Raw genomic sequence first — 25,418 nt, forward strand, 5'->3', positions numbered from 1 at the left:
GCAGCCTTCGTTCAAGCCCAGGCAAGAAGGTCGGACATCGTCTAGGCCATGCGCAAATGCAGGCTGTGCAAGGTCTTCACGCTTTATCAACCATGAATGATGAAAATGCCCGCTATCCGGCCGGACCGTGCTTCCCGCCGACAGCGTAGGGTCTGGGTATATGCGTGAGTTGCCGGAAGGTCTGACGCCGCCGCGAAACGGCGACGCAATCGAAACCGATCATCATCTTTCCCGCCGCGCCATCCTGTCCGGGGCTGGGGCGCTCGCGCTGCTGAGCGCCGCTGGCTGCTCGACCTCGGGCGGTGGCCTGCCGGCGCTCGAACTCGACGACGTCACCACGGGTTCTGTGCGGCCGATCCGGCCAAGCATCAGCGTCGACAAGAACATCACCAGCCCCGGCGTCATGTATGCCGGGCTGACCGACGGCGGCTTCAACGTGCCGGAAGTGCCATATCTGAAGGTCAAGCCGGAATTCCGCCGCCAGATCGTCGTCGACACGACAGGCGAGGCCCCCGGCACCATCGTCGTCCATCTCAAGGAGCGCATGCTCTATCTCGTCCAGCCGGGTGGCGACGCTATTCGCTACGGCGTCGGCATCGGCAAGGATGGTTTCCGCTGGTCCGGCCGCGCCAACATCCAGTACGGCAGGGAATGGCCGACCTGGACGCCGCCGCCGGAGATGATCGCCCGCAAGCCTGAACTGGTGAAGTGGCAGACCGGACAGCCCGGCGGCCTCACCAATCCGCTCGGCGCGCGTGCCCTTTACATCTACCAGGACGGCAAGGACACCGGCTATCGCATCCACGGCTCGCCCGAATGGTGGAGCATCGGCCAGGCGATGTCGTCGGGCTGCGTGCGCCTGATCAACCAGGACATCATCGACCTCTACAGCCGCGTCTCCAAGAAAAATCCGGTCGTCGTCGTCTGACGCTTATGCGGCGTGTTGGCGCCGCTCGAAACTCCCGTTGCGCGATGCGGCAAGACAGGCCAAGGTGCCTTGAAAACCATCGCGCCGGGAGAAATCAAGCATGGCTGGAACGTTTGTCATCGCGCAAGGCGGCGGCCCAACCGCCGTCATCAACCAGACGGTGGTCGGGGCGACGCTGGAGATCCGCAAGCGGCATCCCGGTGCCAAGGTGCTGGGTTCCATCCATGGTGTGCGCGGCATCCGTGACGGCAATTATGTCGACCTTTCCGCCATCCCCGAGGACCGGCTGCGGCTGATTGCCGGCACGCCGAGCGCCGCCCTCGGCTCGACCCGCGACAAGCCCGACGCCGCCTATTGCGATGTCATCCTCAACGGCCTGAAGAAGACCGGCGCAGACGCCTTCATCTATATCGGCGGCAACGACACGTCGGGTACGCAGCAGATCCTGACCGATGCCGCCGGCGGTTCAATTGCCTTCGTCCATGCGCCAAAAACCATCGACAACGATCTCGAGGAAAACGACCACACGCCGGGCTTCATTTCGGCGGCCGAGTTCGTCGCCGGCGCCTTCCTGTCCGTCGATCTCGATTTTCGTGCGCTGCCCGGCATCTATGTCGGCATCGTCATGGGCCGGCATGCGGGCTTCCTGACCGCGGCCGCGGCCGCCTGGCAGCTCGACGCCGACAGCGGCCCGCACCTCGTCTACGTGCCCGAGCGCCCATTCTCAGCCGCCGGCTTCATCGACGACGTCCGTGCCACGCTCGATCGCCACAAGCGCTGCATCGTCGCCGTTTCGGAAGGCGTCAGCACCGCCGACGGCAAGGCCCTGGTCGAAAGCCTGGTGCCGCCGGACAAGCTCGAGCGCGACGCGCACGGCAACGTCAAATTGTCGGGCAGCGACCTGCCGGCCGCACTCGAGCGCGCGTTGGCGGAAGGCCTGCCGGGCAAGCGGGCCCGCGTCGATGCGCTCGGCTACATGCCGCGCGGCTATATCGGTGCCATCAGCGTGGTCGACGCGCAGGAGGCTTTCGATGCCGGCGCTTTCGCCGTCACCGTCGCCGAACAGGGCGGCGGCTCGGTGGCGCTTCAATATGACGGCACCAGAACGGTGCTGAAGAAGGTGCCGCTCAAGAACGTCGCCGGCAAGACACGCCACATGCCGGACGATTTCATGAAGCCCGATGTCAATCAGCTGTCGGATGCCGGCATGGCCTATCTCAAGCGACTGGTGCCGGAAAAGTACAAGGTCGGGAAGCCCTTCGTCTGATGCCCGGCTCGCTTCTCATGCCGGACTCACACTTGATGCCAGGCTGGTTCAGCAGGAGCGTCGTCGACGACAAGACGACGATGCTGACCGAGCCCTTCGTGCATGCCTATGTTCGGGCCAATATCTGGCATCTGCGCGGTCGCGATGCCGACCTGCTCGTCGACACCGGCATGGGCATCTGTCCGCTGGCGCCGCAGGTCGAGACGACGGAGGGCAAGCCGCTGTTGGTCGTTGCCACCCACATCCATCTCGACCATGTCGGCTCGCTGCATGAATTCCCGTTGCGGGCAGGACCAAGGATGAGCGCGGCGCAGTTCGAGACCATGGATGAGGCCGCGACCTACGCCTACATGTTTCATGACCTCGAGGGTGCCGTCTCGAAACTGCCGGCGCCCGGATGGAAGTCGGCTGACTACAGGATCCCGCCCGCGCCGTTGACGCGAACCCTGGACGAGGGCGATGTCATCGATCTCGGCGACCGGCAGTTCCGCGTGCTGCATCTGCCGGGCCATTCACCGGATTCGATCGCGCTGTTCGACGAGGCCGACGGCCTGTTCTTCAGCGGCGATGCCATCTACGACGCCATGCTGATCGATGACCTGCCGGATTCCGACCGAGCCGCCTATATCAGCACGATGCGGCGTCTGCTCGACCTGCCGATCCGCATCGGTCATGGTGGACACGGACCGAGCTTCGACGGCAAGCGCATGTGCGAGATTGCCACGGCCTATCTCGGACGAACCGCCGGTGGCTGAGGCTCCAGCGAGGCAGCAAGGCGCGGCCCGACGACTTTGTGACCTGCCGCCGTGCGGATATTAAATCTTCGTAAGGTCGCCCGAAAACCCTAAATCGGGCCAATCCGCGCCCTAGATGCAAGGCCGTCGATCCGGTTGGCTGCCATGTAGGCGAGACGGGCAATTGCGACCTCGACACGCCGATGACCGATTTTCCCCGCACGGGAGAGGCCACGGCGCTGGATCAACTCTCGCCCGGACAAACGACCATGTCAGATATCCTTCGTAGGCATCGCGTCGCGGCCTTGCTGGGCGCTGCGCTGATCATATCCCCCTTCGTCATGTCTTTCGCCCAAGGCGAGGGCAACACTATTCCGACGACCCAGACGCCTGTCGCCGGCATCACCGCGCCCAATGGCTCGTTCGCACCCATCGTTGCCGCCGACAAGCCGGCGGTGGTGACGGTCACCACCGTCATGAAGGCACAGCCTGAAACGATGAGCGATGCCTCTCCTTTCGACGGCGGCTCGCCTTTCGATGACTATTTCCGCCAGTTCTTCGGTGACCAGGGCATGCCGACGCCCAAGACGCCGCCACAACAGCAACCGCAGCGCGCCGAGGCGCTGGGTTCCGGCTTCATCGTCGGCGCGGATGGTACCATCGTCACCAACAATCACGTCATCGATGGCGCCTCTTCGATCAAGGTTACGCTCGACGACGGCACCGAACTTCCGGCCAAGCTTGTCGGCCGCGATGCCAAGAACGATCTCGCCGTACTCAAGATCAAGTCGGACAAACCCCTGCCGACAGTCAAATGGGGCGATTCCGACAAGCTCATGCCAGGCGACCAGGTGCTGGCCTTCGGCAACCCGTTCGGCATCGGCACCACCGTCACGGCAGGCATCGTCTCGGCGCGCGGCCGCGACCTGCATAGTGGGCCTTTCGACGATTTCATCCAGATCGACGCGCCGATCAACCACGGCAATTCCGGCGGCCCGCTGGTGGATGTCGCCGGCAATGTCGTCGGCATCAACACGGCGATCTATTCACCCAATGGCGGCAGCGTCGGCGTCGGTTTTGCCATTCCGTCGGGCCAGGCCCAGAAGGTGGTCGCCAAGCTGATGAAGGGCGGCTCCATCCAGTACGGCTATATCGGCGTTCAGATCCAGGAGGTGACGCCGGATGTCGCGAGCGCCATCGGGCTCGACCATTCCGGCGGCGCACTGGTCTCAGAGGTCAACGACGGTTCGCCGGCGGCCAAGGCCGGCATCGAGACGGGTGACGTCATCACCAGCTTTGCCGGGCAGGACGTGAAGGATCCCAAGGACCTGTCGCGGGCGGTCGCCGATGTCGCGCCGGGCGCACGGGAAACGGTCGATGTCTGGCGCAAAGGCAAGCCGATTCGGATTTCCGTCGATGTCGGCCAAAACAGCGCCGATGCGAAGACCGCGTCGCTGGACGACGGGTCCGACGCGCCGAGCGCCGGGCGCGCTCCGGCGATAGGGCTCGGCTTGATGGATATAACACCCGACATTCGCCAGCAGATGAACCTTGCCGGCAAGCAGCACGGCGCGGTGGTTGCCAGCGTCAACCCCGACAAAGCGGCCGCCGCTTCCGGAATACAGGCCGGCGACATCATCGTTGCCGTCAATCAGGTGCCGGTGAAGAATGCCAGGCAGGTAACCCAGGCGATCGCCTTGGCCGGCAAATCCGGCAGGAAATCGGTGCTGTTGCTGGTCGAGCGTGGCGACGCTCAAATGTACATCGCGGTGCCTTTTGCAAGTGGCTGAGAAATGGCGTTGACGTGAACGCGGGAGCGGCAGGTCCATCGGTGACGGTCCCGCCGGTCTCCGCCCGTCAAGATTTCGGTTGCCCGTCACAACATCTTCGAGAACATTGCGTCAGGCCGATAGTGGCCTGATTGCATGGGGATTGCCGCTATGGTCACCCGAGGTTTCTCTTCAGGACGGCGCCCGCCAACTTATGGCGATGCCCGCATCCCGCCAGGCCAATATCTAGAACAGGGTTTCCCGGTGCTGTCGGCCGGCCCGACGCCGCGCGTGCGTACCGAGGATTGGTCTTTCACGCTGAAACACGGGCCACGCCCGATCAAGAAATGGAACTGGGCCGAGTTCAACGCGCTGCCGTTGACCAAGATGACACGCGATATCCATTGCGTGACAGCATGGACCAAATTCGACACGCCGTGGCAGGGCGTGCTGGTCGACGATATCCTTGCCGATGCGGGTGTCGAGCCGCCGACCGGTTTCACGCTGGCGCACGCGTTCGACGGCTACACCACCAACGTACCGGTCACGGATCTCACCGCCGGCAAGGCCATGGTGGCGCTGCTCTATGAAGGCAAGCCGATCACACCGGACCATGGCGGCCCGGCAAGGCTGCTGGTGCCGCATCTTTATTTCTGGAAATCGGCCAAATGGTTGAACGGCCTGCAATTCACCTCGCGCGACGAGCCCGGTTTCTGGGAATTACGCGGCTACCACATCTATGGCGACCCATGGCGCGAGCAGCGCTACACGGATGATCCATGAGCGATGCGGCAGCAGTGCAGTCGCCCTGGCAAACAGCCAGCATCGTCCGCATCGAAAAGCGCACGCCGCGTGTCGCCAGCTTCTTTTTCCAGCCGTCTCGGCCCTTCGCCTATCGCGCAGGGCAGCATGTCGACGTCAGGCTAACGGCGCCGGACGGCTATCAGGCGCGCCGCTCCTATTCCATCGCCTCCGCGCCCGAAACGCATGGCGTAATTGAACTGGCGATCGAAAAACTCGACGATGGCGAGGTCTCGCCCTTCTTCCACGAGGTCGCGGCAGTGGGCGATGAAATCGAACTGCGCGGGCCGCTTGGCGGGCATTTCGTCTGGCCCGAGGATGAGAGTGGCCCGCTTGTTCTGGTCGGCGGCGGTTCGGGCGTCGTGCCCTTGATGTCGATGCTCCGCCACCGCGCCGCACGTAATTCAGCGGTGCCCGTCGTCCTGGTCTTTTCGGTGCGGGTCTGGGACGAAGTGATCTTTCGTGACGAGCTGATCGTTCTCGACGAGCGCCAGGACGGCTTCGACCTGGTGCTGACACTGACCCGCGAAGCCGCACGCCGCCCAACCGACTATGCGCGGCGGGTGGACGTTGCGATGATGGTGCAAGCCATGGCGCGGCTGCCGGAGCCGCCTGGCATCGCCTTCGTCTGCGGCTCCAACGCCTTCGTGTCAGCCGCCGCCCAGGCGCTGATCGATGCCGGCGTGCCGGCGGAAAACATTCGCACCGAACGATACGGAGTTTGAACGGAGGCCGCCAATGCATGTCGTCTTGGCTCCGACGGTTCGGTCGGGGGCTCGACGCTTCAAGCATTGAAATTCGATCCGCGAGGTAATACCTTGTTGAAATATGGTATTACCGAGGAATTAAGATGGCCACCACCGTTACGGCAAAGGGACAAGTGACCATTCCGAAACCGGTCCGCGATCTCCTGGGGATCGTCCCGGGTACCAAGGTCGATTTCCGACGCGCCGCCGATGGCAGCGTCGTGCTGGCTCGTGTTGACAAAGAGCCACCGGCGAGCCGCTTCGCCAAGTTGCGCGGCCATGCCGGCGAGGGGCTCACGACCGACGCGATCATGGCGCTGACGCGTGGCGAAGCGTGACGTTCGTCGATACCAACGTTCTGCTCGACCTTGTCACCGACGATCCCAATTGGGCGGACTGGTCGGTTGCGCAGCTTGAGGCCGCGAGCCTCAATGGGCCATTGTTGATCAATGGTGCGGTCTATGCCGAACTTGCTGTTCGCTACATCAGCATCGAGGATCTTGAGGCCTTTCTGGATGTGGCCGGTCTCGAAATGGCTCCGATGCCAAGAGCCGCGCTTTTCCTTGCTGGAAAGGTATTCACGCAATACCGCCGATCAGGAGGATCGAGGACCGGCGTCTTGCCTGACTTCTTCATCGGCGCCCATGCCGCCGTCGCCAAGCTTCCGCTTCTGACCCGTGATGTCGGCCGCTACCGGACCTACTTCCCGTCCTTGAGGCTGATCGCCCCGGACCCCCGATGATTGCCGCATGGATATTCGCTGTTCAGCCGACCGGTGAGAAATCCGCCGACAGCAACTGGAAAGGCAAGGCGCCATAGGCGGCCACCATGGCCGCGTCGTTCCACTCGCGAAACTGTCGCGATGGTCGCGCCTCGAGCGTCAAGGCAACTCGGGCGCCGTCGAGCGTCACCTTGCCGCGAAAATGCAGCACGCGTTCCCTGCCGGATCGGCTGATAGCCATGGCGCGCAGGCGAGCGATATGCTCGCCACCGTCATTGATCTCCATTTCGATGCGGCGCCGGACCGGCGGAACGCCGATCCTGACGGTGATATCGAGCATCATGTCGCCGGTCGTTTGCGGACAGGCGATGGCCTGCGAAAACACCAATAGCGCCGGGACGGCCTGCGGCTTGCGCGCGGCCGGTTTGCCGCGCCAAGGTTTGGCGGGTGGCTCCTGTTGCAACCGGCCCTTCTTCCGCTTCAGGCGCAACTGCTTGGCAAGCCCGCGCGACAGCCAGACAAGGCCGCCGAAATCCGTGCGCGGCTTGGCTTGCAGAACCGACGACCAACGCGACAGGCCAGCTCCGTCGGCCATCTCCAAGATTCTGACCATTGTCGGTTCCGGCACCGGAATGCCGATCTCAAACGCCAGATAGGATAACGCCACCGCCGCTGGAACCGCCAGGCCGCGTCTGCCGACGATGTCGAGGAACATGTCCCAATCGACGTCTTCGCCATGGATGGCGACCGCGCAGTCGACAAGCCAGTCGCTGTGGGTGTGGGCGTCGAGGCCGCCATGGGCGATGGCCAGGGCCATGCGATCGGCCGGCGACGGTACGAAGACCGCGACGCCGCTGAATTGTGCCGGGACCGCCCGTTGCCAGATCGCCAGGTCGTCTTCCGCGCTCGTCTGCGAACCGTCATAGCCGAGCTGGTGCAGGTCGATGTCGCCGAAACGGCCCTTGAAGAAGTTCATCGACCGCAGTGACGCCAACCGGGTTCGCAGATATTGCGCGCTGACGCCCGAGGCGATCTGCCAGTCGCGATCGCGCAAGATGTCGAAGACGGCAGCCATGTCGCGCGGGCGCACCAGTATGTCGATGTCATGCGCCACCCGGCCACGCTGCGCCGACGCGTTCAAGGCAATGCGGCTGGCGCCCTTGATCAGCATGATGTCGGCGCCGCCGTCTGCCATCGCCTTCAGCGCCGGTTCGGCCTCGCGCATCGCCATGCGCGACTTCGTCCACAGCATCTTCTGCAGGCCGACGAGGCGCGGGTGCGCGGTATGCCCGGCCAGCTTCCTGCCGAACCTGTCGGAGATGGCGGCGAGCAGGCGATGTTCTCGAAACGAGACGAGATCGATGTCGTTCTCGTCCAGCCAGCGCGCGGCGCAGCCGGCGGCTGCGTCCTCGTCGGAGAGCAGCGCCGCCTTTAGCAACAGGTCCAGCTGGCCGGTGGGCCACGACCAGCCATAGTCCGGGAAGCGGCGGCCGACGCGGCGAACGGGCCTGGCGTTCAATTGGAGCCTGCCTTGTTCCGGGCTCGCCGCTGCATGGCGAGCCTTGCGACCTGGAGATAGCCCCGGTCGCGTGCCGGATCGCGGCCGTAGGAAAGGCTGCCCGGACGGATGCGGCGCAATGCAAGCACGTCGTCGAGCATGGCAAGGGCAAAGCCTGCCTCACGAACCCGGGCGATCCAGTCGATCATCTCGCCGCGACCGCCTGGTGGGTCGATGATGGGACCGACGCTCTGCACCACCTCCTGGCGGATCATCATCGTCGTGCGCGACCAGCCAGCTCCACTGGTCGCTTCGGGCAAATCGGGGCTGTCGCCGCGAAACGTCCGCCAATGCGTAAAGACGCCCGCTGTCTCGGGATGACTATCGAGATAGGCCAGCTGCTTTTCGACCTTGTCCGCCAGCCACAAATCGTCGGCATCGAGCGTCGCGATGAGCGGCGTCGAGAGTGCCGCAATGCCACGGGTCGTTGCGCTGCCAGGTCCGGCATTGTCCTGCCGCAGCACCGTCACCGGCAGGTTCATCGCGCCGATCACGGCAACCGTATCGTCGGTCGAACCGTCATCGACCACGACGATGGTCTCCGCCTTTGCCGTCTGGGCCAGAACGGAGTTCAGGGCCGCGCCTATGGTGGCGGCCGCGTTGAAAGCCGGAATGACGACGCCGTAGCCTGCCATCAAAGGAACCGCCACTGCGCGAGATCCTTGAAGTCGAAAATCCCCTCCACCCGGCGCAAGCTGGGATCGGCCTTGCGACGCTTCATCGACTTGTGAATGGCGCGCATGAACTCGCGAAAGGGCACATCGGCTTCCTTGGTCATGTTGCCGGGATGACGCCTGTAATAGAGAGCCACCGTATCGGGCATAACGTATTTTGCCTGGCTCTCAAAGATACGCAACAGATAGTCGGTGTCCTCGGCCTGTTTGAAATCCTCGTCGAAACCACCGGTGCGCTCGATGAGGTCTCGCGCAAAGATTCCGGCGGACAGGTGGATCCCTCGCACGGTGATGGAGTGGCTGTCGGCGGCCGGTTCCAGCGTCTCGCCATCTATCTTGTCGACCAGCGTCATGCGCGAATAGGTCAGGTCGAGGCCAGGATCCTCTTCGAAGCAGGCGAGGTCCGCCTTGAAACGCCCTATCGGGGAGATGTCGTCCGAATCGAGAAACGACACCAGACGAGTCTGCGGCAGCAACTGCCTCAGCCCGGCATTGCGCGCCTTGGTGACCCCGCCATTGACCTGCTGGAAAAGACGAATGCACGGGGCCTCGTCGATCAACGACCGCACGACGGCCGCAGAGCCATCGGTCGACCCATCGTCGATGACGATGATGTCAAGATCAATGTCTTCGCGCTGCCTGAGCAGCGAGCGCAGCGCCAGGCCAACGAATTGTTCGCGATTGTAGACCGGCATGATGACGCTCAGCTTCATGGGCGTCTCCGGCAGCGTTCCGGGCTTGGCTGATCCGACCCGATTGTGTCGAGCATCATAGCATCCGCCAATCAGCGGGACTCTTCAATTCGAAGATGCCCTGGACCTCACGCCGTGACGGATCGGCCTTGCGCCGCCGCATCGACTTGTGGATTGCACGCAAATGGTTGCGGACCCTGCCGCTATACTCCTTGGTGACATTTCCGGCGTGGCGTCGGTAGTAGATCGCGACCGCGTCCAACAATTCGTAGTTCGGTCCCGCCTCGAAAACGCGCAGCAGATAGTCGGTATCTTCAGCCTGCTCGAAATCCTCATCGAACTCGCCCGTCCGGTCGACAAGCCCTCTGCTGAACACGGCGGCGCTCAGCGAAATTCCCCGAAGCGTCATCGTGCGGCTGTCGACTGCCGGTTTCAGCCGCTCATCGTCAATCCGCTCGACCAGCGTCATCAGCGAATAGGTCAGCTCGAGTCCGGGGTCTGCTCTGAAGCGCGCAAGGTCCTTCTTGAAGCGCCCGGCCGGCGAGATATCGTCCGAATCCAGGAATGACACGAACTCCGCATCCGGCGGCAGTTGCCGCAGCCCCGCGTTGCGCGCCCTGGCTACGCCCATGTTGGATTGCTGGAACAGTCGGATGCAGGGGTTTTCGCGCATCATCGAGCGCACGGCCTCAGTAGAGCCGTCGGTCGAGCCGTCGTCGATGACGATGATATCGAGATCGGCGGCGTCCCGCTGCCGCACCAGCGAGCGCAATGCCGAAACGACATAGCGCTCACGGTTGTAGACGGGCATTATCACGCTCAGTTTCACGAAGCGCCCCGCGCGAGAAAGTCGGCAATCGTGCCGGCTATCTCCTGGGGCTGCGTCCCCAGCGACAGACGATAGCACGGCAGCAGGCGGGTCAGGTCGCTGAAGAAGCGAAAGCCGCTCTCCCGCTCGCCCGGCATCTGCGCTATGCCGGACGGCGCCAAGGCAATCATGGCATCCCTGCGCGACACCGGCACGATTGAACTTGCCTCGCCTCCGCCGATATGTGGCACCACCAGCGCAACGATGTCCAGAGTTTCGGGCACGGGCCGAGGCGCGATGTCATCAATGTGAAAAGCATGCTTGCCTTGCCAGTTGAGCGGACCATGCGCCGGCAGCCGATGCTTCAGCCCAAGCCGCGCGAACCCTTGGGGATCCTGCTTGAGCGTTGAAAACAGTGGGCGGGCAGTCACGCCGTTGGCAAGGTCGACCAGCACATAGTCGTCGCCGACGCTGTCCAGCCCGTGGAGAAGGCCGGCTGCGACGGTTCCGGATTTCCCGGCGCCGCCCGCGCCGGCCAGCAGCACGCCCTTGCCATTGGTGCCGAGCGTCCCCGCATGGGCCAGCCGCATGCCACGTGCCGCATATTCCCAATGGAGGAAGGGGCGCAGCGGCGCTCCCGGCTCCCACGGTGGAAAGGCATCGGCCGAGGCCATCAATTGCACGCCAACGCGACGTTGCGGATCATAGAACTGCCAGAAATCCAGGTCGTGGAAATGGTTGCCGCGCAATCCAGCTCCCGCCAGTTGGGTGGCGAAGCCATGCTGCGTGAAGGGTCCCTGGCCCCAACTGGCCGGTGCCGCGATGCCGTCAATGCCGGGATGCGCGACGAAGACGCGGCAGATGTCGGCAGGCGTTCGGTTGCCCGGAGCAGTGACAAAGCCATGAGCGACGGCATCCGCCAACGCGCCGGCGCTGACATGCGCGGTCAGATCCAGATGCGGCAAGCTCGCCTTGCGGGTCAGTGGATAATGCGCGGCGCTGCTCTCTGCTTGCGCCAGGACATGACGTGCGTAGTCAACCAAGTTTTCGAGAGTGACGTTCGGCATGGGTCTGCCTGTTCCGGAGCTGTCCGGCAACGAGAACCTGATGGGCGCTTCAGTTGGCTTGCTTCACCGCGGGCCAGCCGAGGGGCTCCTCGACCTCGTGGATGGGGTCGACGACAATGAGATCGGCGAGATCGTCATGGATGTCGACCTTGAGGGGCTCTCTGGCAGCGGCGAGCTGAGCCAGCAATTCGCTTGGAACCGGTCTTGCCATGCCATCGGTTACGGCCGCCAGCAAACCGAATTCGAGCAATTGTGAAACAAAGCCGTCAATCGCGGCGGCATCGAGGGCGCCAATTCCGGTCGCGGCGCCGACCAGTTCGGAGGCAGGCACGCCGGACGACAGTGCATCCCAAAGTCTGCTGCCTGAATCAGAGAAGCCGAAATATTTGCCCGTGGTCAGGTCAAGAACGACGGCTTCGCCGTCGAAGGATTCAAAGACGATATCCTTGCTGGCAATGGCATAGATGCCGGATTGTCGCATGTTTGCTCCCCCGCCGAGCAGGCCGCGGAGATGATCTTCGGGCCTTACGGTCAACCCCACCGTTGCAGGCGTCTAACCATTTGCAGGGTTTTTGGCAAGATAGCGCAGGCTCGGGGCGAGCGCAGCCGGTCACGCTTCGATTTCAAGCGCAGAAAGCGGCTTCGAGCAACAGGCGAGGATAAAGCCGTCCTCGATTTCGTGATCGAGGATGCCGCCATTGTGGCTCATCTCGACATCGCCCGCGACCTTCCTCACCTTGCAGGTGCCGCACAGGCCGAACTCGCAGGCGGCGGGAATCCGCACCCCAGAGGCGCGTGCCGTCTGCAGCACGGTCTGGCCGGCGACGCATTCGGCATCGACATCGGAAAGCGAGAACCGGATTGGTGTCACGGCCTCGACGGCAGCAGCGGCGCCGTCTTCCGCCGGCGGCGAGAACGGCGCCGGGATCTCCTCCACGGCAGGCGCCGCGAAGCTTTCCTGATGGTATTTAGCCATGTCGAAGCCGGCGGCGTCCAGCATGCCGCGCACGGCGCGCATGAAGGGATCGGGGCCGCAGCAGAAGATCTCGCGCTCGCGGAAATCGGGCGCCAGCAATGGCAGCCGGATCGCGTCGATGCGGCCCATATGGCCGAACCAGCCCTCGCGGCTCGACCGCTCCTCGATCATGAAGCCGAGCGACAGGCCGGGCATGCGGCTGCCGAGCAGCTCGAGTTCCTTGCGGAAAATGATCTCTTCCGGGCGGCGCGCACAGTTGACGAAGCCGACATCTGTCCATGGCGCGCAGTCGTTCAGCCAACGCAGCATCGACATCATCGGGGTCACGCCGGAGCCGGCCGAAATGAACAGATATTTGGCCGCCGGGTGGCTGTGCAGCGAAAAGTCGCCGGTCGGCCCATAGGCCTTGACGTGCGAACCGGGCGTCAGATGGTCGAACATCCAGCGCGTACCGGTGCTGCCCGCCTGCGCCTTGACCGTCACCGCGATCGAGAACGGCCGCGACGGCGAGGACGACAGCGTGTAGGTGCGCATCAGGGGCCCGTCCGATGTCGGCAGTTCCAGCGTCACGAACTGGCCCGGCTTGTAGCGGAACCAGGTCTGGTTGTCGGAGCGGAAGGTGAAGGTCTTCACGTCAGGCGCTTCGTCACTGACGCCGATCACTTCCAGCACCTGCAGCCTGTCGTTCCAGGGCGTCATCTGGTCGAGATGTCGATAGAGGCCAAGGTCCGTCATCGCATTCATCCTCTTGTCCCCTGGGCTAGGCGACGCTGCGCAGGGCCGGCCGGTCGCCTTCTGCAAGGCGCGGTCCGATGAACGACGCGTACCACTCGACGAACTGGATCACGCCGCCCTCATGCAGCTCCGAATAGGGGCCTGGTTCGTAGGCCGGCGACAAGATGCCGAAGGCGTTTTCCTCGACGATGCGACGGTCCTGGTCGTTGGTCTCGGTCCAGACATGGGTGAGCTCAGCGAGATCGTAGTCGACGCCTTCGACCGCATCCTTGTGGACGAGCCATTTTGTCGTCACCGCGGTTTCCGTGGCACTGATCGGCAGCACGCGGAAGGTGACGGCATGGTCGCCGAGGATATGGTTCCAGGTTGTCGGATAATGATAAAGCAGCAAGGAGCCGATGCGGTCGGTTGAAACGCTGTCGGACAGGTTCTTCTGGACCGCCCGTTTTCCCGTCATGGTGTAGCTGACGGCATCGCGCAGCAGCGGCGCGCGGGTGGCGCGGTACTGCCCTGCCGGATCGATGCGGAATATGCTCGGCAGGCCTGATGCCTCGCATTTGGCCCAGTGCGCGACCATTTCAGGGTCGCTGTCGGCACCGTTGACGCCGGTCACAGTCGGAGCCTCGGGGAAGGTCTTGCACAGCTCCGGGTGATTGGCGGCGCAGTGGTAGCACTCGCGGTTGTTTTCCCAGACCAGCTTCCAGTTGCCCTTCTCGACGATCGTGCTCTCGAAGGCGATCTTTGCTTCACGCAACCGGTGCGGCAAAAGATAGGGTTCGATCATCGCCCGCATCGGCGCGAAATCCGCCGGCTCCTTGGCCAGGCAGATGAAGATGTAGCCGCCGACGCTCTCGCAGGCGACCGGCTTCAGGCCGAAATCACTCTTGTCGAAACCGTCGGCCATCTGGCGGGCAAACAGCAGGCGGCCGTCCAGCTCATAGGTCCACTGATGATACGGGCAGACGAGCTTTGCCGCCGTACCCTTCTCCGCGTTGCACACGCGGCTGCCGCGATGGCGGCAGGAATTGTGGAAGGCGTTGATCTTGCCGTGCTGGTCGCGGACAAGGACGACCGGGTAGTCGCCGATCTGCACGTTGATGTAGCTGCCCGGCTTCGGCAGTTCGCAATCATGACCGATGAACAGCCAGTCGCGATACCAGATCAGCTCCATGTCGAGCTTGAAGTAGTCCGGATCGGTGTAGAAGGGCTGCTCCAGCGAAAAGCCTTGCCGGCGCCCCTTCAGGAGCCTCAGCATGTCGTTGCGGGTATCCATGTCCTGTCCTCGTTTCTAAGGACTGAACTGGTGGTGACGGAGGAAGGATTGAAACGCAGGCCGGCTAGGTGCCAGACATGCGCTATCCACCTCTTGACCGCCCACCGCGATCAGTCGAGTCTAACAATCTCGGGCTGGTTTCCGGGCTCTGGAGTTGTCCTTGCGGACCATCGCGACACCTTCCCAGGCAGTTGCCCAGTGGTCTCCCGTTGCGACTTGAACTCCACCACCGTTGCGGGGGCAGCGCCGGATTCTGACCGGCTTCCCAATTCTCCGCCTCGTCGTCACGAAGCGGCACCTGAGATGGTGTGATCTAACCACGATCGGGGGCGCGCCGTCGGCATGAAAACGACATCGTATCCATGCGGCGCGACACGGCATGCGAACGTTCCCGCAGACCGTCGCAGGCCGAAATCCCACCTCTCGGGCGGCCATTTGCCGGCTGCGATCTTCCCGAATCCGACCCTTGGCGGAGGTCAAATAAGGCTAACGGTTTCGAAAAGTGACTATTAGCTTGCTCTAAAATCGAACCGAACGGTTCGTTTCTGTTGACGGTGCGTGCAGGACGGTGTGAACGCTGGGCCTTTGAAACAGTCAGTGATCCGTTAGGTGGTTAAACCTAACACGCTGATATAAAGAAGAAAAATCTATCTCTAGACTCCCTTGGCACAATTTCAAGGTGTGGATTCATGGTCCACACGGAACAACTTCGTGATTGGAAAAGACGGGGCTGCCCTCCCACATCGGGGCTGTCCGAACGACGCGATTTCATTTCCAAAGACACGCCGCTAGACGGACGGAAAAAAGACGATACTGGAGTACCAAAAATGAAAAAGATCATTCTCACTGCCGCAGCCCTTCTGGCCATTTCCGGCAGCGCCTTCGCTGGTAGCGACCACTACGGTTCGAACGCCGCGACAGCCACTGCTGTCGACAGCTCGTACACCGCTTCGACCAAGAAGTCGGAACCGGCTGCTCAGGCGCCTGCCCAGGGTGCTGACCGCAACCTCTTCGGCAACAACTAACAGCCGATTCCCAGTCGACGGCGGGCTCGCCCGCCGCCCTGGCGAAATTCAGACATTCAGGAGTATTTAAGATGAACAAGATCCTCATTGCTGCCGCCGCCGTTCTGGCCATCTCCGGCAGCGCTTTCGCCGGCAGCGACAACTACGGTTCGAACGGCTCCAACCAGCCTGCCGCCGCAGTGGACCAGTCGTACACGGCTTCCACCAAGGCCTCGGAACCGGCTGCCCAGACGCCCGCTCAGGGCAGCGACCGTAACCTCTTCGGTCGCTAACAGCCAATTTCGCAAGCGACGGCAGCTGTGTCTGCCGTCCTGGCGAAATCCAGAATTCAGGAGATTAAAATGAACAAGATCCTTATTGCTGCCGCCGCCGTTCTGGCCATCACCGGCAGCGCGTTCGCCGGCAGCGACAACTTTGGCTCCAATGGCGCCAGTCAGCCTGCGGTTACTTCGGTTGACAGCGCGCATACGAGCTCGGTCCGCAACAGCGGTGGCCTCGTCGAGAAGCTGCTCAATTCGTCGGGCGACGTGGAGAAGTCCGCCCCTCAGGGCAGCGACCGGAATCTCTTCGGCCGTTAACAGCCGAAGCTGATCTTCAACAAAAGAGCGGCGGGCCTACCCCGCCGCTCTTTTTGCGTCCGAGAGGCGGTCTTGCCTCAGGCCGCCTTCGCTTCAGCCTCATGAAGGGCAAACGACCGTCCGTCAGCGTCGAAGATATGCAGGTCCTCGCCATTGGCGCTCAGCCGCAATGTCGAACCACGCTTGACCTCGACATTGCCGGGCAGCTTGGTCACCAACGGCAGGTCGGCGCGACCGATGTCGACATAGACCAGCTGAACCTCGCCGAGCTGCTCGACATAGTCGACCGTCCCCTCGAACAGATAGTCAGCGCCGCTGGCGATGATCAGGTCTTCCGGCCGCACGCCGAAGCTCACCGCAGCACCCTTCGCCGAAGCAGGCGTTGCGATCGGCACGGTTGCCTTGCGTCCGCCGACATGGCTGACGACGGTCGAATTGCCTGACTTGTCGATGGTCGCGGGCAGGATGTTCATGGCCGGCGAGCCGATGAATTGCGCAACGAACAGATTGCCGGGCTTCTTGTAGAGATCCATCGGCGTGCCGACCTGCTCGATATGGCCGTCCTTGAGCACCACGATGCGGTCGGCCAGCGTCATCGCCTCGACCTGGTCGTGGGTGACGTAGATCATGGTCGTGTTGGGCATCGATTCCTTGAGCTTGGCGATTTCGATGCGGGTGGCGACGCGAAGCGCGGCGTCGAGGTTCGAAAGCGGCTCGTCGAACAGGAACACCTTCGGATTGCGCACGATGGCGCGGCCGATGGCGACGCGCTGGCGCTGGCCGCCTGACATCGCCTTGGGCAGGCGGTCGAGATATTTGGTCAGCTGCAGGATCTCGGCGGCTTGGCGCACACGGCGGTCGATCTCGGCCTTGTTCTCTTTGCCGATCTTCATCGAGAACGCCATGTTGTCGTAGACGGTCATGTGCGGGTAGAGCGCGTAGGACTGGAACACCATGGCGATGCCGCGCTTCGACGGCGGCACGTCGTTCACCACTTCGCCGGCTATTCTAAGCTCGCCGGAGGTGATTTCCTCGAGCCCGGCGATCGATCTCAGCAATGTCGACTTGCCGCAGCCCGACGGGCCGACGAAGACGATGAACTCGCCCGATTTAATATCGAGGTCGATGCCGTGGAGAATGTTCAGATTGCCGTAGGACTTCTTCACTTGTCTTAGCGTGACATCGGCCATTGGTTTCCTCCAGTGATTGGAAATTCAGTCGAGACGCCCGAACCAGGCGCCGTAGTCGCCAAGCTCGATGGAACCGCTGTTCGCCTGCCCCGAAAATCCGTGCCCGGGCAGAGGTTGCAGCGATCGGCCGCCAAGGTCAACCTTGGCCGGCCCGGCTCCCAGATTGAAGACGCAGACGATCTGCTCGTTGCCTGCGCGGCGCGTGAAGGCGACGGTATCTCCCTCACTTTCGATGAAATTGATGTCGCCCTTGACGAGCGCCGGATGGGCACGCCGGAAGGTGAGAAAGCGCCGGTAGTGCTCGAGCAGCGAAGCCTGGTCGCCCTGCTGGACATTGACCGCTTGCGACAGATGCTTGGCCGGCACCGGCAGCCAGGGCTTTGCCGAGGAGAAGCCGCCATTGCTGGCGCTACCATCCCACACCATCGGTGTGCGGCAGCCGTCGCGGCCTTTGAATTTCGGCCAGAAGCGGATGCCGTAGGGGTCCTGCAAATCCTCGAACCGAAGATCGGCTTCGCCGAGCCCAAGCTCCTCGCCCTGGTAGATGCAGACCGAACCGCGCAGGGACATCAGCAGCGCCGAGATGACCTTGAGGTAGGCGGTCGGGTCGGCCTCATTGGCCGCCCAGCGCGAGGCCGGGCGCATCACATCATGGTTGGAAAAGGCCCAGCACGACCAGCCATCGCTGGCGACCTTGCCGAAGGATTCCAGCACCGAGCGGACCTTGGCCGCGCTGATCTTTTCCGGCGCCAGGAAGTCGAAGGAATAGCACATATGCACGCGCTTGCCGCCGGCGGTGTAGGCGGCCACCACTTCCAGCCCGCGCTGCGAATCGCCAACCTCGCCGACCGCTGCGGTTGCCTGATATTCATCGAGCAGGGCGCGGAACCGTTCGAGGAAGCCGAGGTTCTCGGGGCGGCTCTTGTCGTAGAGATGGTCCTGGTAGTTGTAGGGGTTGACCGCCGGCGCGGTCTGGTCGTTGCGCTCTTCCGGCGGCAGCGGCGGATTGTTTTCCAGGCCCTGGCTGTGGAAGTAGAAATTGATGGTGTCGAGCCGGAAACCATCGACGCCGCGCTCCAGCCAGAAGCGGGTGACGTCGAGCAATGCGTCCTGGACTTCGTGGTTGTGGAAGTTGAGGTCGGGCTGTTCGGCCAGGAAATTGTGCATGTAATATTGCTGGCGACTGGTGTCCCATTGCCAGGCCGAGCCGCCGAAGATCGACAGCCAGTTGTTGGGCGGCGTGCCGTCCGGCCTGGCGTCTGCCCAGACGTACCAGTCGGCTTTCGGGTTGCTGCGGCTCGACCGGCTTTCCTTGAACCATGGGTGGTTGTCGGCGGTGTGCGACAGCACCTCGTCGATCATCACCTTCAAGCCCAGCCTGTGTGCCTCGGCGGTCAGCGCGTCGAAATCGGCCAGCGTGCCGAACATCGGATCGACGTCGCAATAGTCTGACACGTCGTAGCCGAAATCCTTCATAGGCGACTTGAAGAACGGCGAAATCCAGATGGCGTCCGCGCCGAGTGCGGCGATGTAGGGGAGGCGGCCTATGATACCCTTGAGATCGCCGATGCCGTCGCCATTCGAGTCCTGGTAGCTGCGCGGATAGATCTGGTAGATTACCGCGCCCCGCCACCAGTCGCGATCGATGGCGAGGTCAGGCTTCGAGCTGGCCTTCAAAGCGGATTGCATCGTCTCAGCCTCCTTTCACCGAGCCGGCAAGCAGCCCGCGGACAAAATAGCGCTGCAGCGAGAAGAACACGATCAGCGGCACGATGATGGTCACGAAAGCCGATGTCGTCAGAATCTCCCAGTCGCCGCCGCGCGAGCCCAACAGCGCGTTGAGCTTGGCGGTCAGCACGATCTGGTCTGCCTCTGTACCGAGGAAAACCATCGCCACCAGCAGATCGTTCCATACCCACAGGAACTGGAAGATGGCAAACGAAGCCAGCACCGGGAACGACAGCGGCAAGACGATCTTGACGAAGATCTCGAAATCGCTGGCGCCGTCGATGCGCGCCGATTCCATGATTTCGCGCGGCAGGCCGGCAATGTAGCTGCGCAGCAGGTAGATGGCGAAGGGCAGGCCGAAGCCGGTATGCGCCAGCCAGATGCCGAGATAGGTCTTCGACGGCATGCCGAAGAAAGCGCCGACGCCATTATAGAGTTTCAACAACGGGATCAGCGACATCTGCAATGGCACCACCAGCAGGCCGATGATAACCGCGATCAGCAGCGCCCGGCCAGGAAACCGCATCCAGGCCAGCGCATAGGCGGCAAAGGCGGCGATCAGGATCGGGATGATTGTCGCTGGGATAGTGACGGTCAGCGAATTCATGAATGACCGTCCGATGCCCTCGGAGAACAGCACGGTTCTGTAATTGTCGGTGGTGAATTTCGGCGGCGCCGACGAAGCATAATAGACGCGCTGGCCGCGATCGCCTTCGAACGCTTTCGGGGATTGCATGACGAAGCTGCCGTCGGCATTGAGCTGCAAGGTCACGCCGTCGCCGAGATCGGCTGTGGTGCCGGCGGGATATTGCGTCGGTGCCGCCGATTTGACGCCGAAGGCGCTGATGTCGCGCTTGGCGCCGTCGCCGAAGATATTGCCCTCGAGGAGGAACTTGCCGTCCTTCTCGACTTGCGCCGAGGCGGGCGGCAGCCGGCCGGCTTCCGTCTGGGTGGAACTGGCGAACGAGTTCCACCATCCCGAGGCGATGATCTGGTTCTTGTCGCGCAGCGACGAGACCAGGATGCCGAGCGTCGGTATGGTCCAGATCGCGACGAAGATGAGCACGGCGATGTGGACGCCAAAGCGGCTGGCGAAGGAATTTCCGGTCGCGACGGCCATCTCAATGTCCTCCCGTCTCTTTGTTCGCCTGGCGGATGTTCCAGACCATGATCGGAATGACCGCGATCATGATGATGATGGCAATGGTGGCGCCGCGGCCGAAATCGCCGCCCCCGCGGAACATCCAGTCGAACATCAGATTAGCCAGCACCTGGCTGTTCCACTGACCGTTGGTCATGGTCAGCACGATGTCGAACACTTTGAGCACCAGAATGGTGATCGTGGTCCAGACCACGGCGATGGTGCCCCAGATCTGCGGCACCATGATCTTCCAGAAGATCTGGAACGGATTGGCGCCGTCGATGACGGCGGCTTCCAGCGTTTCCTCGGGGATGCCGCGCAGGGCGGAAGACAGGATGACCATGGCAAAGCCGGTCTGGATCCAGATCAGGATGATCATCAGGAAGAAATTGTTCCAGAACGGCAGCGATATCCAGACCTGCGGCTGGCCGCCGAAATGCTGAATGATGGCGTTGAGGATGCCGATCTGAGTCTGGCCTTCGCCGCGATATTCGTAGATGAATTTCCAGATCACGCTGGCGCCGACGAAGGAGATCGCCAGCGGCAGGAAGATCAGGCTCTTGGCGATCGTGCCCCACCAGATCTTGTCCGTAAGCACGGCGATGATCAGCCCAAGGAAGGTGCAGGCGGCCGGCACCACCGCCAGCCAGATGATGTTGTTGAGGATCGAGTTGCGGAACTCGCGATCGCCGAACGCCCATTCATAGTTCGCCAGGCCGACGAAATTGATGCCGCTGCGATCGAGGAACGACAGCCGCAGCGTCTCGACCACCGGATAGATCAGGTAAATGGTGAGGATGATCATCGCCGGACCGACGAACAGCCATGGCCGGACCAGTCCTTGCCGGCGCAGATTGTCGATGGCCGCGGCACCGGCGACGCCGCGTGACGGGAATATCAGGTCGACCAGTTTGTTGGCGCCCCAGAAATAGGCGACGCAACCGCCGACCCCGATGATGATGACGAATATGGCCGAGAAAATCTGAGCCGCCATGGGTCCCTCTCCCCCTGCGCATGATCCGACAAGGAATGACCTTGGTGACGGGGACCAGGCGCCGATTCAGTTGTTTGGAGCGCGTCATCGGCGGCTTGCGCACATTGCCGATCGCGCTTCATGTCAATGCGCTCATGACGAAAGGCTGCGGCACGGGCCGCCGTCGGATCCGGGCCAGTACGGCCCGGATCCAGTGCGAGAATGGTTGGTCGCTTACGTGCAGGCCGCTACTTGATCGCGTCCCAGCTCTTCTGGATGTCGGTGGCGACGTCCTGCGCCGACTTGCCGCCGACCAGGTCGATCATGCCGGTCCAGAAGGCGCCGGCGCCGATCTTGCCCGGCATCAGGTCGGAACCGTCGAAGCGGAAAGTCGAAGCATTGGCGAGAATTTCGCCCTGCTTCTTCAGCGCGTCGCTGGCATAGGCATCCTTGTTGACCGACTTGAGCGGCGTCACGAAGCCGCCTTCGGCCATCCAGATCTCGTGGGCGAGCGGCATCTTCAGGAATTCGATGAACGCGCGCGCGCTCTTGCTGTCCTTGGTGATCATCGCCAGCGTACCGGCGCCGAGCACCGGCGTGCCCAGTTCAGGCTTGGAGGCATAGGGCGGGAAGTAGAAGAAGTCCGCGTCCTGGCCGACCTTGGTGCCTTCCGGGAAGAAGGTCGGGATGAACGATGCCTGGTGGTGCAGGTAGCATTTCGGCGGCACCGAAAAGAGGCCCTTCGGGCTGTCGCGGAAATCGGTCGCCGCAACCGCCTTGGCGCCGCCGTCGACCATCTTGTCGTCGGTGGCGATCTTGCCGAAAATGTCGATGGCGTTGACCACTGCGGGGTCGTTGAACGGGATCTCGTTCTTCACCCATTTGTCGTAGACCTCCGGAGGCTGGGTGCGCAGCATCAGGTCTTCGACCCAGTCGGTCGCCGGCCAGCCGGTGGCGCCGCCGGAGCCGAGGCCGATGCACCACGGCTTGCCGCCATCGGCGATGATCTTCTTTTCGAGATCGGCGAGTTCTTCCTGCGTCTTCGGCACCTTGTAGCCGGCTTCCTCGAAATTATCCGGCGAATACCAGACCAGCGACTTCACATCGGCCTTGTAAGGGAAGGCGAAGAAGCCCGGCTTGCCGTCCTTGTCCTTAAAGGTGCCGAGATCGACCCATGACTGGCCGGCACCGTAATTGTCCTTGACCCATTTGGCGGTGTCGTCACCGAGCGGCGTCAAAAGGCCCTTCGACGCCAGGTCCTGAATGAGGCCCGGCTGCGGCAGCACGGCGATGTTCGGCGGGCTGCCGGCCTGCGTGTCGATGACGATCTGTTGCTCGTAATTCTCTGAGGAGGAGTATTTGATCTCGACGCCGGTGGCTTCCGAGAAATAGTCGAGAACGCCGCGCACCAGGCCTTCGTCCTCGCCGCGCCACGGTCCGAAGATCGACAGCGTCTCACCCTTGAGGTCGACTTTCTTGAGCTCTTCGTAGTTCGCCCAGTTGAAGCGCTTGTCTTCGCCGGGCTTGAACTTCAGTTCGGCCTGCGCGGGCGCGTTCAGGGCGAACGTGGCAAACGCAGCACCCAGCAAAAGCATTTTCTTCATCGGTATTCCTCCCAGTGGGTCTCACACACCGGACGGAACCTCCATTCCGCCCGCCGACGCCGCAGGACTGTGACTCAGTCGGAAAGGAACCGCAACCTTTCGAAGAGTCTTCCAAAGCGCTTTGGCTTTTTCGATCACGCCATTGAATCGCTGGGAAGTCAAGAGGCCGGCGGATTAATCGATTAGGTTCGCGCATTTGCATCCTGAAAGTGCGCTGCAACATACTATTATGGCGATGCAGCAGCAGTTTTTGTTTCAAACATGCCCGAACCGCGTCTATGGTTCGGCTTGGTATGGCTCGGCCCCGCTGGGACTTGGGTCGATTCAATTTAAAAGCGCTTTGAGGGAATGGAGACCTTTCGTGAACCTCAAGCAGCTCGCCCATATGCTGGCACTTTCGCAAACCACGGTAAGCCGTGCGCTGAACGGCTATCCCGAGGTCAACGAGGAGACGCGCAGGCGTGTCATGGATGCCGCCAAGCGCCATGGCTATCGTCCCAACCCGAGCGCGCGCCGGCTGGCGACCGGCAAGACCGGCATGATCGGCTATGTCCTGCCGACCGGTGCGTCCGTCGACATCGATCCGCATTTCGTCGAGTTCCTGTCCGGTCTTGGCGACTATGCCCGCTCGCACGAGCTCGACCTTGTGCTGTCGCCGGCCGACGCCGACGACCAGGAGACGACCTACCGGCGCATCGTCGCCAACCGGCAGGTCGACGCTGTTTATATCTCCTCTCCAAGGCCCGCCGACCGGCGCGTGGCGCTGGTCAACACGCTCGGCATTCCCTTCATCGTCCATGGCCGCAGCGAGGGCTTCGATTTCGACTATGCCTTTACCGACATCGACAATGAGGGCGCCTTCCACGAGGCGGCCAGGCTGCTGATCCAGCTCGGTCATCGGAGGCTGGCGCTGATCAACGGTGACGACCGCGAGACCTTCGCCATCCATCGCGAACGCGGCGTGCGCCGGGCGCTTGCCGCGAGCGGACTGTCATTGAGCGAACGCCATGTCTGCTCGGTCGATATGACCGAGGAGAACGGCTATCGCGCCACCAGGCGCTTGCTGGAAGAGGACGACGCGCCGACCGCGATCGCCTGCTCCAGCCTGATCATGGCGCTGGGCGTCGTGCGCGCCGTGCGCGACCTCGGCCTGAGCATTCCAGGCGACGTGTCGCTGATCGCTCATGATGACGTCTTTCCCTGGCTGAGGCCGGAGAATTTTTCGGTGCCGCTGTCGACGACGCGTTCATCGATCCGTCTCGCCGGCGCCCGTGTCGCCGAGCGGCTGGCGGCACGGATTTCCGGCCTGGAGGAGGGCGCTCGCGGCGAGGTCTGGCCGGTCGACCTGGTGGTCAGGGGATCGGTGGCGGGAGCGCCAGGCTAAACGCATGTCGCTCAAAAGTGGCCCGGTTTGAGACAACGACATGCATGAGAACAAAGCCCGCATATTGTAGTTGGCGTACCCAAAGGGGTATGACAGATATGGAATGACATTTCTCAGGTAATTGCGCCGCTCGCGAGGTTCCTCCGCACTGTTGGCGACAAGGAAGCCCGTTCATGGTGATGACGGCTCACTTTGACGAAAGCGGGACCCATGGTGCCGAGGCTACCAACACGGTCGTGGCTGGCTTCCTAGGCGATGTTGACCAATGGGGTACCTATGAGACCGATCTGGCGGCGCTCCTGTCAGAGTTCGACATCAAGAGGTTTCACGCCAAGAAGTACCGGGCCAAACAAGGGGAGTTCGCCGGCTGGGAGAAGGAAAAGAGGTCTTCCTTTGCCTGCCGCTTTTTCCCGTTGATTGATCGATACCTCGCACTCGGCATATCCGCCGGTTTCAGACGCGACGACTATGCTTCGTTCTATCGAAATCCCGCTCCGGCTCGCGGCATCCGTTTGGATTCTGAATATGGTCTGTGTTTTCGGGTTTGCTTGCTGTGGGCGATTTCGTTCCTGACTTCCAAACGCACGGAATGGCCGTTGAACATTGTAATGGAGCAAGGTCACAAGAATGCCGGCGGTGCGGTTGAGATATTCAACGAAGTGACTGAAGCACTGAACGGCACGCAATTCGCTGGTCTGCTAGGGAGCATTTCGTTCTCTTCCAAAGACATGTGCCTATCGCTGGCAATGGCCGATGCTCTGGCTCATGGTGTCTACAGATCGGATTCGGCCCAGGGATCGTTACGGAACACCATCGTTCCTACTGATTACAAAGAAGTGAGAATTCAGAACCTAAAGCTAGATCAGCCGGCCCTGGCGTCTCTTCGCGAATTGGCCATACGGAAAGAAGTCCTGCCGGCGACCTTTTCTATTGAGTCTAAAAATCAGAGCCTTGTCGGCGAACGGCCCTTCCTGTCTGGGGCCTAAATTTCACTCGCGGTGGCCTGAAACGGATTGCGGCCAAGATGGAAAGGGTAGGATCATCGA

Annotated in this window: 26 protein-coding genes and 1 riboswitch; of the genes, 13 read left to right on the plus strand and 13 right to left on the minus strand. The window is 62.4% G+C overall.

What is annotated here, in order from left to right:
* Window positions 1-160 precede the first annotated feature (160 nt).
* The 8 genes from EOA13_RS03200 to EOA13_RS03235 all read left to right on the plus strand — a co-directional run bounded on the left by EOA13_RS03200 (window position 161) and on the right by EOA13_RS03235 (window position 6,987).
* Window positions 161-928 carry a L,D-transpeptidase gene (locus tag EOA13_RS03200; protein WP_127289646.1) on the plus strand — a complete coding sequence of 256 codons (768 nt, stop codon included), beginning with the start codon at window positions 161-163 and terminating at the stop codon, window positions 926-928.
* A gap of 100 nt (window positions 929-1,028) precedes the next feature.
* Window positions 1,029-2,195 (plus strand): diphosphate--fructose-6-phosphate 1-phosphotransferase, encoded by a 1,167-nt coding sequence (locus EOA13_RS03205; protein WP_127289648.1) that lies wholly within the window; start codon window positions 1,029-1,031, stop codon window positions 2,193-2,195.
* Between the two features lie 35 nt (window positions 2,196-2,230).
* A complete protein-coding gene (locus tag EOA13_RS03210) occupies window positions 2,231-2,950 on the plus strand; it encodes an MBL fold metallo-hydrolase (RefSeq protein WP_127289650.1) in 720 nt (239 codons plus the stop codon).
* A 248-nt stretch (window positions 2,951-3,198) separates the two neighbouring features.
* Window positions 3,199-4,719, plus strand: a complete 1,521-nt coding sequence (locus tag EOA13_RS03215) for a DegQ family serine endoprotease (RefSeq protein WP_127289652.1) — start codon at window positions 3,199-3,201, stop codon at window positions 4,717-4,719.
* A 150-nt stretch (window positions 4,720-4,869) separates the two neighbouring features.
* Complete coding sequence (locus EOA13_RS03220) at window positions 4,870-5,481, plus strand: sulfite oxidase-like oxidoreductase (protein WP_127289654.1); 612 nt, start codon at window positions 4,870-4,872, stop codon at window positions 5,479-5,481.
* Window positions 5,478-6,224: an FAD-binding oxidoreductase gene (locus EOA13_RS03225; protein WP_127289656.1), complete on the plus strand. Its 747-nt coding sequence runs from the start codon at window positions 5,478-5,480 to the stop codon at window positions 6,222-6,224. Before EOA13_RS03220 ends, EOA13_RS03225 begins: the two co-directional genes overlap by 4 nt.
* A 125-nt stretch (window positions 6,225-6,349) precedes the next feature.
* Window positions 6,350-6,583 carry an AbrB/MazE/SpoVT family DNA-binding domain-containing protein gene (locus EOA13_RS03230; RefSeq protein WP_127289658.1) on the plus strand — a complete coding sequence of 78 codons (234 nt, stop codon included), beginning with the start codon at window positions 6,350-6,352 and terminating at the stop codon, window positions 6,581-6,583.
* The gene (locus EOA13_RS03235) at window positions 6,580-6,987 is read left to right on the plus strand and encodes a type II toxin-antitoxin system VapC family toxin (RefSeq protein ID WP_127289660.1); all 408 of its coding nucleotides are present in this window, start codon (window positions 6,580-6,582) and stop codon (window positions 6,985-6,987) included. Before EOA13_RS03230 ends, EOA13_RS03235 begins: the two co-directional genes overlap by 4 nt.
* Window positions 6,988-7,009: 22 nt before the next feature.
* On the opposite strand, the gene EOA13_RS03240 is transcribed toward EOA13_RS03235, so the two are convergent.
* The 8 genes from EOA13_RS03240 to EOA13_RS03275 form a co-directional block, all read right to left on the minus strand.
* Entirely contained in the window at window positions 7,010-8,485 is a 1,476-nt protein-coding gene (locus EOA13_RS03240; protein ID WP_127289662.1) for a nucleotidyltransferase family protein, read from the minus strand.
* Complete coding sequence (locus tag EOA13_RS03245) at window positions 8,482-9,159, minus strand: glycosyltransferase family A protein (RefSeq protein ID WP_127290099.1); 678 nt, start codon at window positions 9,157-9,159, stop codon at window positions 8,482-8,484. Before EOA13_RS03245 ends, EOA13_RS03240 begins: the two co-directional genes overlap by 4 nt.
* Window positions 9,159-9,911 (minus strand): glycosyltransferase family A protein, encoded by a 753-nt coding sequence (locus EOA13_RS03250; protein ID WP_127289664.1) that lies wholly within the window; start codon window positions 9,909-9,911, stop codon window positions 9,159-9,161. Before EOA13_RS03250 ends, EOA13_RS03245 begins: the two co-directional genes overlap by 1 nt.
* Before the next feature lie 55 nt (window positions 9,912-9,966).
* Entirely contained in the window at window positions 9,967-10,719 is a 753-nt protein-coding gene (locus tag EOA13_RS03255) for a glycosyltransferase family A protein (RefSeq protein WP_164779962.1), read from the minus strand.
* Window positions 10,716-11,765: a serine kinase gene (locus EOA13_RS03260; RefSeq protein ID WP_127289666.1), complete on the minus strand. Its 1,050-nt coding sequence runs from the start codon at window positions 11,763-11,765 to the stop codon at window positions 10,716-10,718. Before EOA13_RS03260 ends, EOA13_RS03255 begins: the two co-directional genes overlap by 4 nt.
* A gap of 49 nt (window positions 11,766-11,814) precedes the next feature.
* On the minus strand, window positions 11,815-12,246 hold the full coding sequence (locus tag EOA13_RS03265) for a PqqD family protein (RefSeq protein ID WP_127289668.1): 432 nt from the start codon (window positions 12,244-12,246) through the stop codon (window positions 11,815-11,817).
* Between the two features lie 129 nt (window positions 12,247-12,375).
* A complete protein-coding gene (locus EOA13_RS03270) occupies window positions 12,376-13,476 on the minus strand; it encodes a hybrid-cluster NAD(P)-dependent oxidoreductase (protein ID WP_127289670.1) in 1,101 nt (366 codons plus the stop codon).
* A 25-nt stretch (window positions 13,477-13,501) separates the two neighbouring features.
* Window positions 13,502-14,749, minus strand: coding sequence for an aromatic ring-hydroxylating dioxygenase subunit alpha (locus tag EOA13_RS03275; protein WP_127289672.1), 1,248 nt, complete (start codon window positions 14,747-14,749; stop codon window positions 13,502-13,504).
* Window positions 14,750-14,863: 114 nt separating this feature from the next.
* A riboswitch (cobalamin riboswitch) is annotated at window positions 14,864-15,066 on the minus strand.
* 510 nt (window positions 15,067-15,576) lie between these two features.
* Here EOA13_RS03275 and EOA13_RS03280 point away from each other — a divergent pair.
* The 3 genes from EOA13_RS03280 to EOA13_RS03290 all read left to right on the plus strand — a co-directional run bounded on the left by EOA13_RS03280 (window position 15,577) and on the right by EOA13_RS03290 (window position 16,352).
* Entirely contained in the window at window positions 15,577-15,774 is a 198-nt protein-coding gene (locus EOA13_RS03280; protein ID WP_127289674.1) for a DUF680 domain-containing protein, read from the plus strand.
* 71 nt (window positions 15,775-15,845) lie between these two features.
* Entirely contained in the window at window positions 15,846-16,046 is a 201-nt protein-coding gene (locus EOA13_RS03285; protein ID WP_127289676.1) for a DUF680 domain-containing protein, read from the plus strand.
* Between the two features lie 69 nt (window positions 16,047-16,115).
* Window positions 16,116-16,352, plus strand: a complete 237-nt coding sequence (locus tag EOA13_RS03290; RefSeq protein ID WP_127289678.1) for a DUF680 domain-containing protein — start codon at window positions 16,116-16,118, stop codon at window positions 16,350-16,352.
* A 77-nt stretch (window positions 16,353-16,429) separates the two neighbouring features.
* Here EOA13_RS03290 and ugpC read toward each other — a convergent pair whose 3' ends face one another.
* From ugpC to EOA13_RS03315, 5 genes are all read right to left on the minus strand, one after another.
* The gene (ugpC, locus tag EOA13_RS03295) at window positions 16,430-17,542 is read right to left on the minus strand and encodes a sn-glycerol-3-phosphate ABC transporter ATP-binding protein UgpC (protein ID WP_127289680.1); all 1,113 of its coding nucleotides are present in this window, start codon (window positions 17,540-17,542) and stop codon (window positions 16,430-16,432) included.
* A gap of 24 nt (window positions 17,543-17,566) precedes the next feature.
* On the minus strand, window positions 17,567-19,231 hold the full coding sequence (locus tag EOA13_RS03300; RefSeq protein ID WP_127289682.1) for an alpha-glucosidase: 1,665 nt from the start codon (window positions 19,229-19,231) through the stop codon (window positions 17,567-17,569).
* 4 nt (window positions 19,232-19,235) lie between these two features.
* Window positions 19,236-20,390 carry a carbohydrate ABC transporter permease gene (locus tag EOA13_RS03305; protein ID WP_127289684.1) on the minus strand — a complete coding sequence of 385 codons (1,155 nt, stop codon included), beginning with the start codon at window positions 20,388-20,390 and terminating at the stop codon, window positions 19,236-19,238.
* A gap of 1 nt (window position 20,391) precedes the next feature.
* A complete protein-coding gene (locus EOA13_RS03310; protein WP_127289686.1) occupies window positions 20,392-21,405 on the minus strand; it encodes a sugar ABC transporter permease in 1,014 nt (337 codons plus the stop codon).
* Between the two features lie 227 nt (window positions 21,406-21,632).
* The gene (locus tag EOA13_RS03315) at window positions 21,633-22,988 is read right to left on the minus strand and encodes an ABC transporter substrate-binding protein (RefSeq protein ID WP_127267791.1); all 1,356 of its coding nucleotides are present in this window, start codon (window positions 22,986-22,988) and stop codon (window positions 21,633-21,635) included.
* Between the two features lie 361 nt (window positions 22,989-23,349).
* Here EOA13_RS03315 and EOA13_RS03320 point away from each other — a divergent pair, with 361 nt between their 5' ends.
* Both EOA13_RS03320 and EOA13_RS03325 read left to right on the plus strand, forming a co-directional pair.
* Window positions 23,350-24,372 (plus strand): substrate-binding domain-containing protein, encoded by a 1,023-nt coding sequence (locus tag EOA13_RS03320; RefSeq protein WP_127289688.1) that lies wholly within the window; start codon window positions 23,350-23,352, stop codon window positions 24,370-24,372.
* Between the two features lie 173 nt (window positions 24,373-24,545).
* A complete protein-coding gene (locus EOA13_RS03325) occupies window positions 24,546-25,358 on the plus strand; it encodes a DUF3800 domain-containing protein (RefSeq protein WP_127289690.1) in 813 nt (270 codons plus the stop codon).
* The last annotated feature ends 60 nt before the right edge of the window (window positions 25,359-25,418 follow it).

Origin of the sequence: Mesorhizobium sp. M7A.F.Ca.US.011.01.1.1 (assembly GCF_003998295.1) — a bacterium.
In the GTDB taxonomy this organism is placed as follows: Bacteria; Pseudomonadota; Alphaproteobacteria; order Rhizobiales; family Rhizobiaceae; genus Mesorhizobium.

Excerpts from the sequence above, each read along its gene's own strand:
- EOA13_RS03270 (WP_127289670.1), bottom strand. The coding sequence starts at position 13,476 with ATGACGGACCTTGGCCTCTATCGACATCTCGACCAGATGACGCCCTGG.
- EOA13_RS03275 (WP_127289672.1), bottom strand. The coding sequence starts at position 14,749 with ATGGATACCCGCAACGACATGCTGAGGCTCCTGAAGGGGCGCCGGCAA.
- EOA13_RS03225 (WP_127289656.1), top strand. The coding sequence starts at position 5,478 with ATGAGCGATGCGGCAGCAGTGCAGTCGCCCTGGCAAACAGCCAGCATC.
- EOA13_RS03205 (WP_127289648.1), top strand. The coding sequence starts at position 1,029 with ATGGCTGGAACGTTTGTCATCGCGCAAGGCGGCGGCCCAACCGCCGTC.
- EOA13_RS03280 (WP_127289674.1), top strand. The coding sequence starts at position 15,577 with ATGAAAAAGATCATTCTCACTGCCGCAGCCCTTCTGGCCATTTCCGGC.
- EOA13_RS03290 (WP_127289678.1), top strand. The coding sequence starts at position 16,116 with ATGAACAAGATCCTTATTGCTGCCGCCGCCGTTCTGGCCATCACCGGC.
- EOA13_RS03245 (WP_127290099.1), bottom strand. The coding sequence starts at position 9,159 with ATGGCAGGCTACGGCGTCGTCATTCCGGCTTTCAACGCGGCCGCCACC.
- EOA13_RS03200 (WP_127289646.1), top strand. The coding sequence starts at position 161 with ATGCGTGAGTTGCCGGAAGGTCTGACGCCGCCGCGAAACGGCGACGCA.
- EOA13_RS03215 (WP_127289652.1), top strand. The coding sequence starts at position 3,199 with ATGTCAGATATCCTTCGTAGGCATCGCGTCGCGGCCTTGCTGGGCGCT.
- EOA13_RS03250 (WP_127289664.1), bottom strand. The coding sequence starts at position 9,911 with ATGAAGCTGAGCGTCATCATGCCGGTCTACAATCGCGAACAATTCGTT.
- EOA13_RS03265 (WP_127289668.1), bottom strand. The coding sequence starts at position 12,246 with ATGCGACAATCCGGCATCTATGCCATTGCCAGCAAGGATATCGTCTTT.
- ugpC (WP_127289680.1), bottom strand. The coding sequence starts at position 17,542 with ATGGCCGATGTCACGCTAAGACAAGTGAAGAAGTCCTACGGCAATCTG.
- EOA13_RS03285 (WP_127289676.1), top strand. The coding sequence starts at position 15,846 with ATGAACAAGATCCTCATTGCTGCCGCCGCCGTTCTGGCCATCTCCGGC.
- EOA13_RS03315 (WP_127267791.1), bottom strand. The coding sequence starts at position 22,988 with ATGAAGAAAATGCTTTTGCTGGGTGCTGCGTTTGCCACGTTCGCCCTG.
- EOA13_RS03210 (WP_127289650.1), top strand. The coding sequence starts at position 2,231 with ATGCCAGGCTGGTTCAGCAGGAGCGTCGTCGACGACAAGACGACGATG.
- EOA13_RS03305 (WP_127289684.1), bottom strand. The coding sequence starts at position 20,390 with ATGGCCGTCGCGACCGGAAATTCCTTCGCCAGCCGCTTTGGCGTCCAC.
- EOA13_RS03325 (WP_127289690.1), top strand. The coding sequence starts at position 24,546 with ATGGTGATGACGGCTCACTTTGACGAAAGCGGGACCCATGGTGCCGAG.
- EOA13_RS03310 (WP_127289686.1), bottom strand. The coding sequence starts at position 21,405 with ATGGCGGCTCAGATTTTCTCGGCCATATTCGTCATCATCATCGGGGTC.
- EOA13_RS03230 (WP_127289658.1), top strand. The coding sequence starts at position 6,350 with ATGGCCACCACCGTTACGGCAAAGGGACAAGTGACCATTCCGAAACCG.
- EOA13_RS03300 (WP_127289682.1), bottom strand. The coding sequence starts at position 19,231 with ATGCAATCCGCTTTGAAGGCCAGCTCGAAGCCTGACCTCGCCATCGAT.
- EOA13_RS03220 (WP_127289654.1), top strand. The coding sequence starts at position 4,870 with ATGGTCACCCGAGGTTTCTCTTCAGGACGGCGCCCGCCAACTTATGGC.
- EOA13_RS03260 (WP_127289666.1), bottom strand. The coding sequence starts at position 11,765 with ATGCCGAACGTCACTCTCGAAAACTTGGTTGACTACGCACGTCATGTC.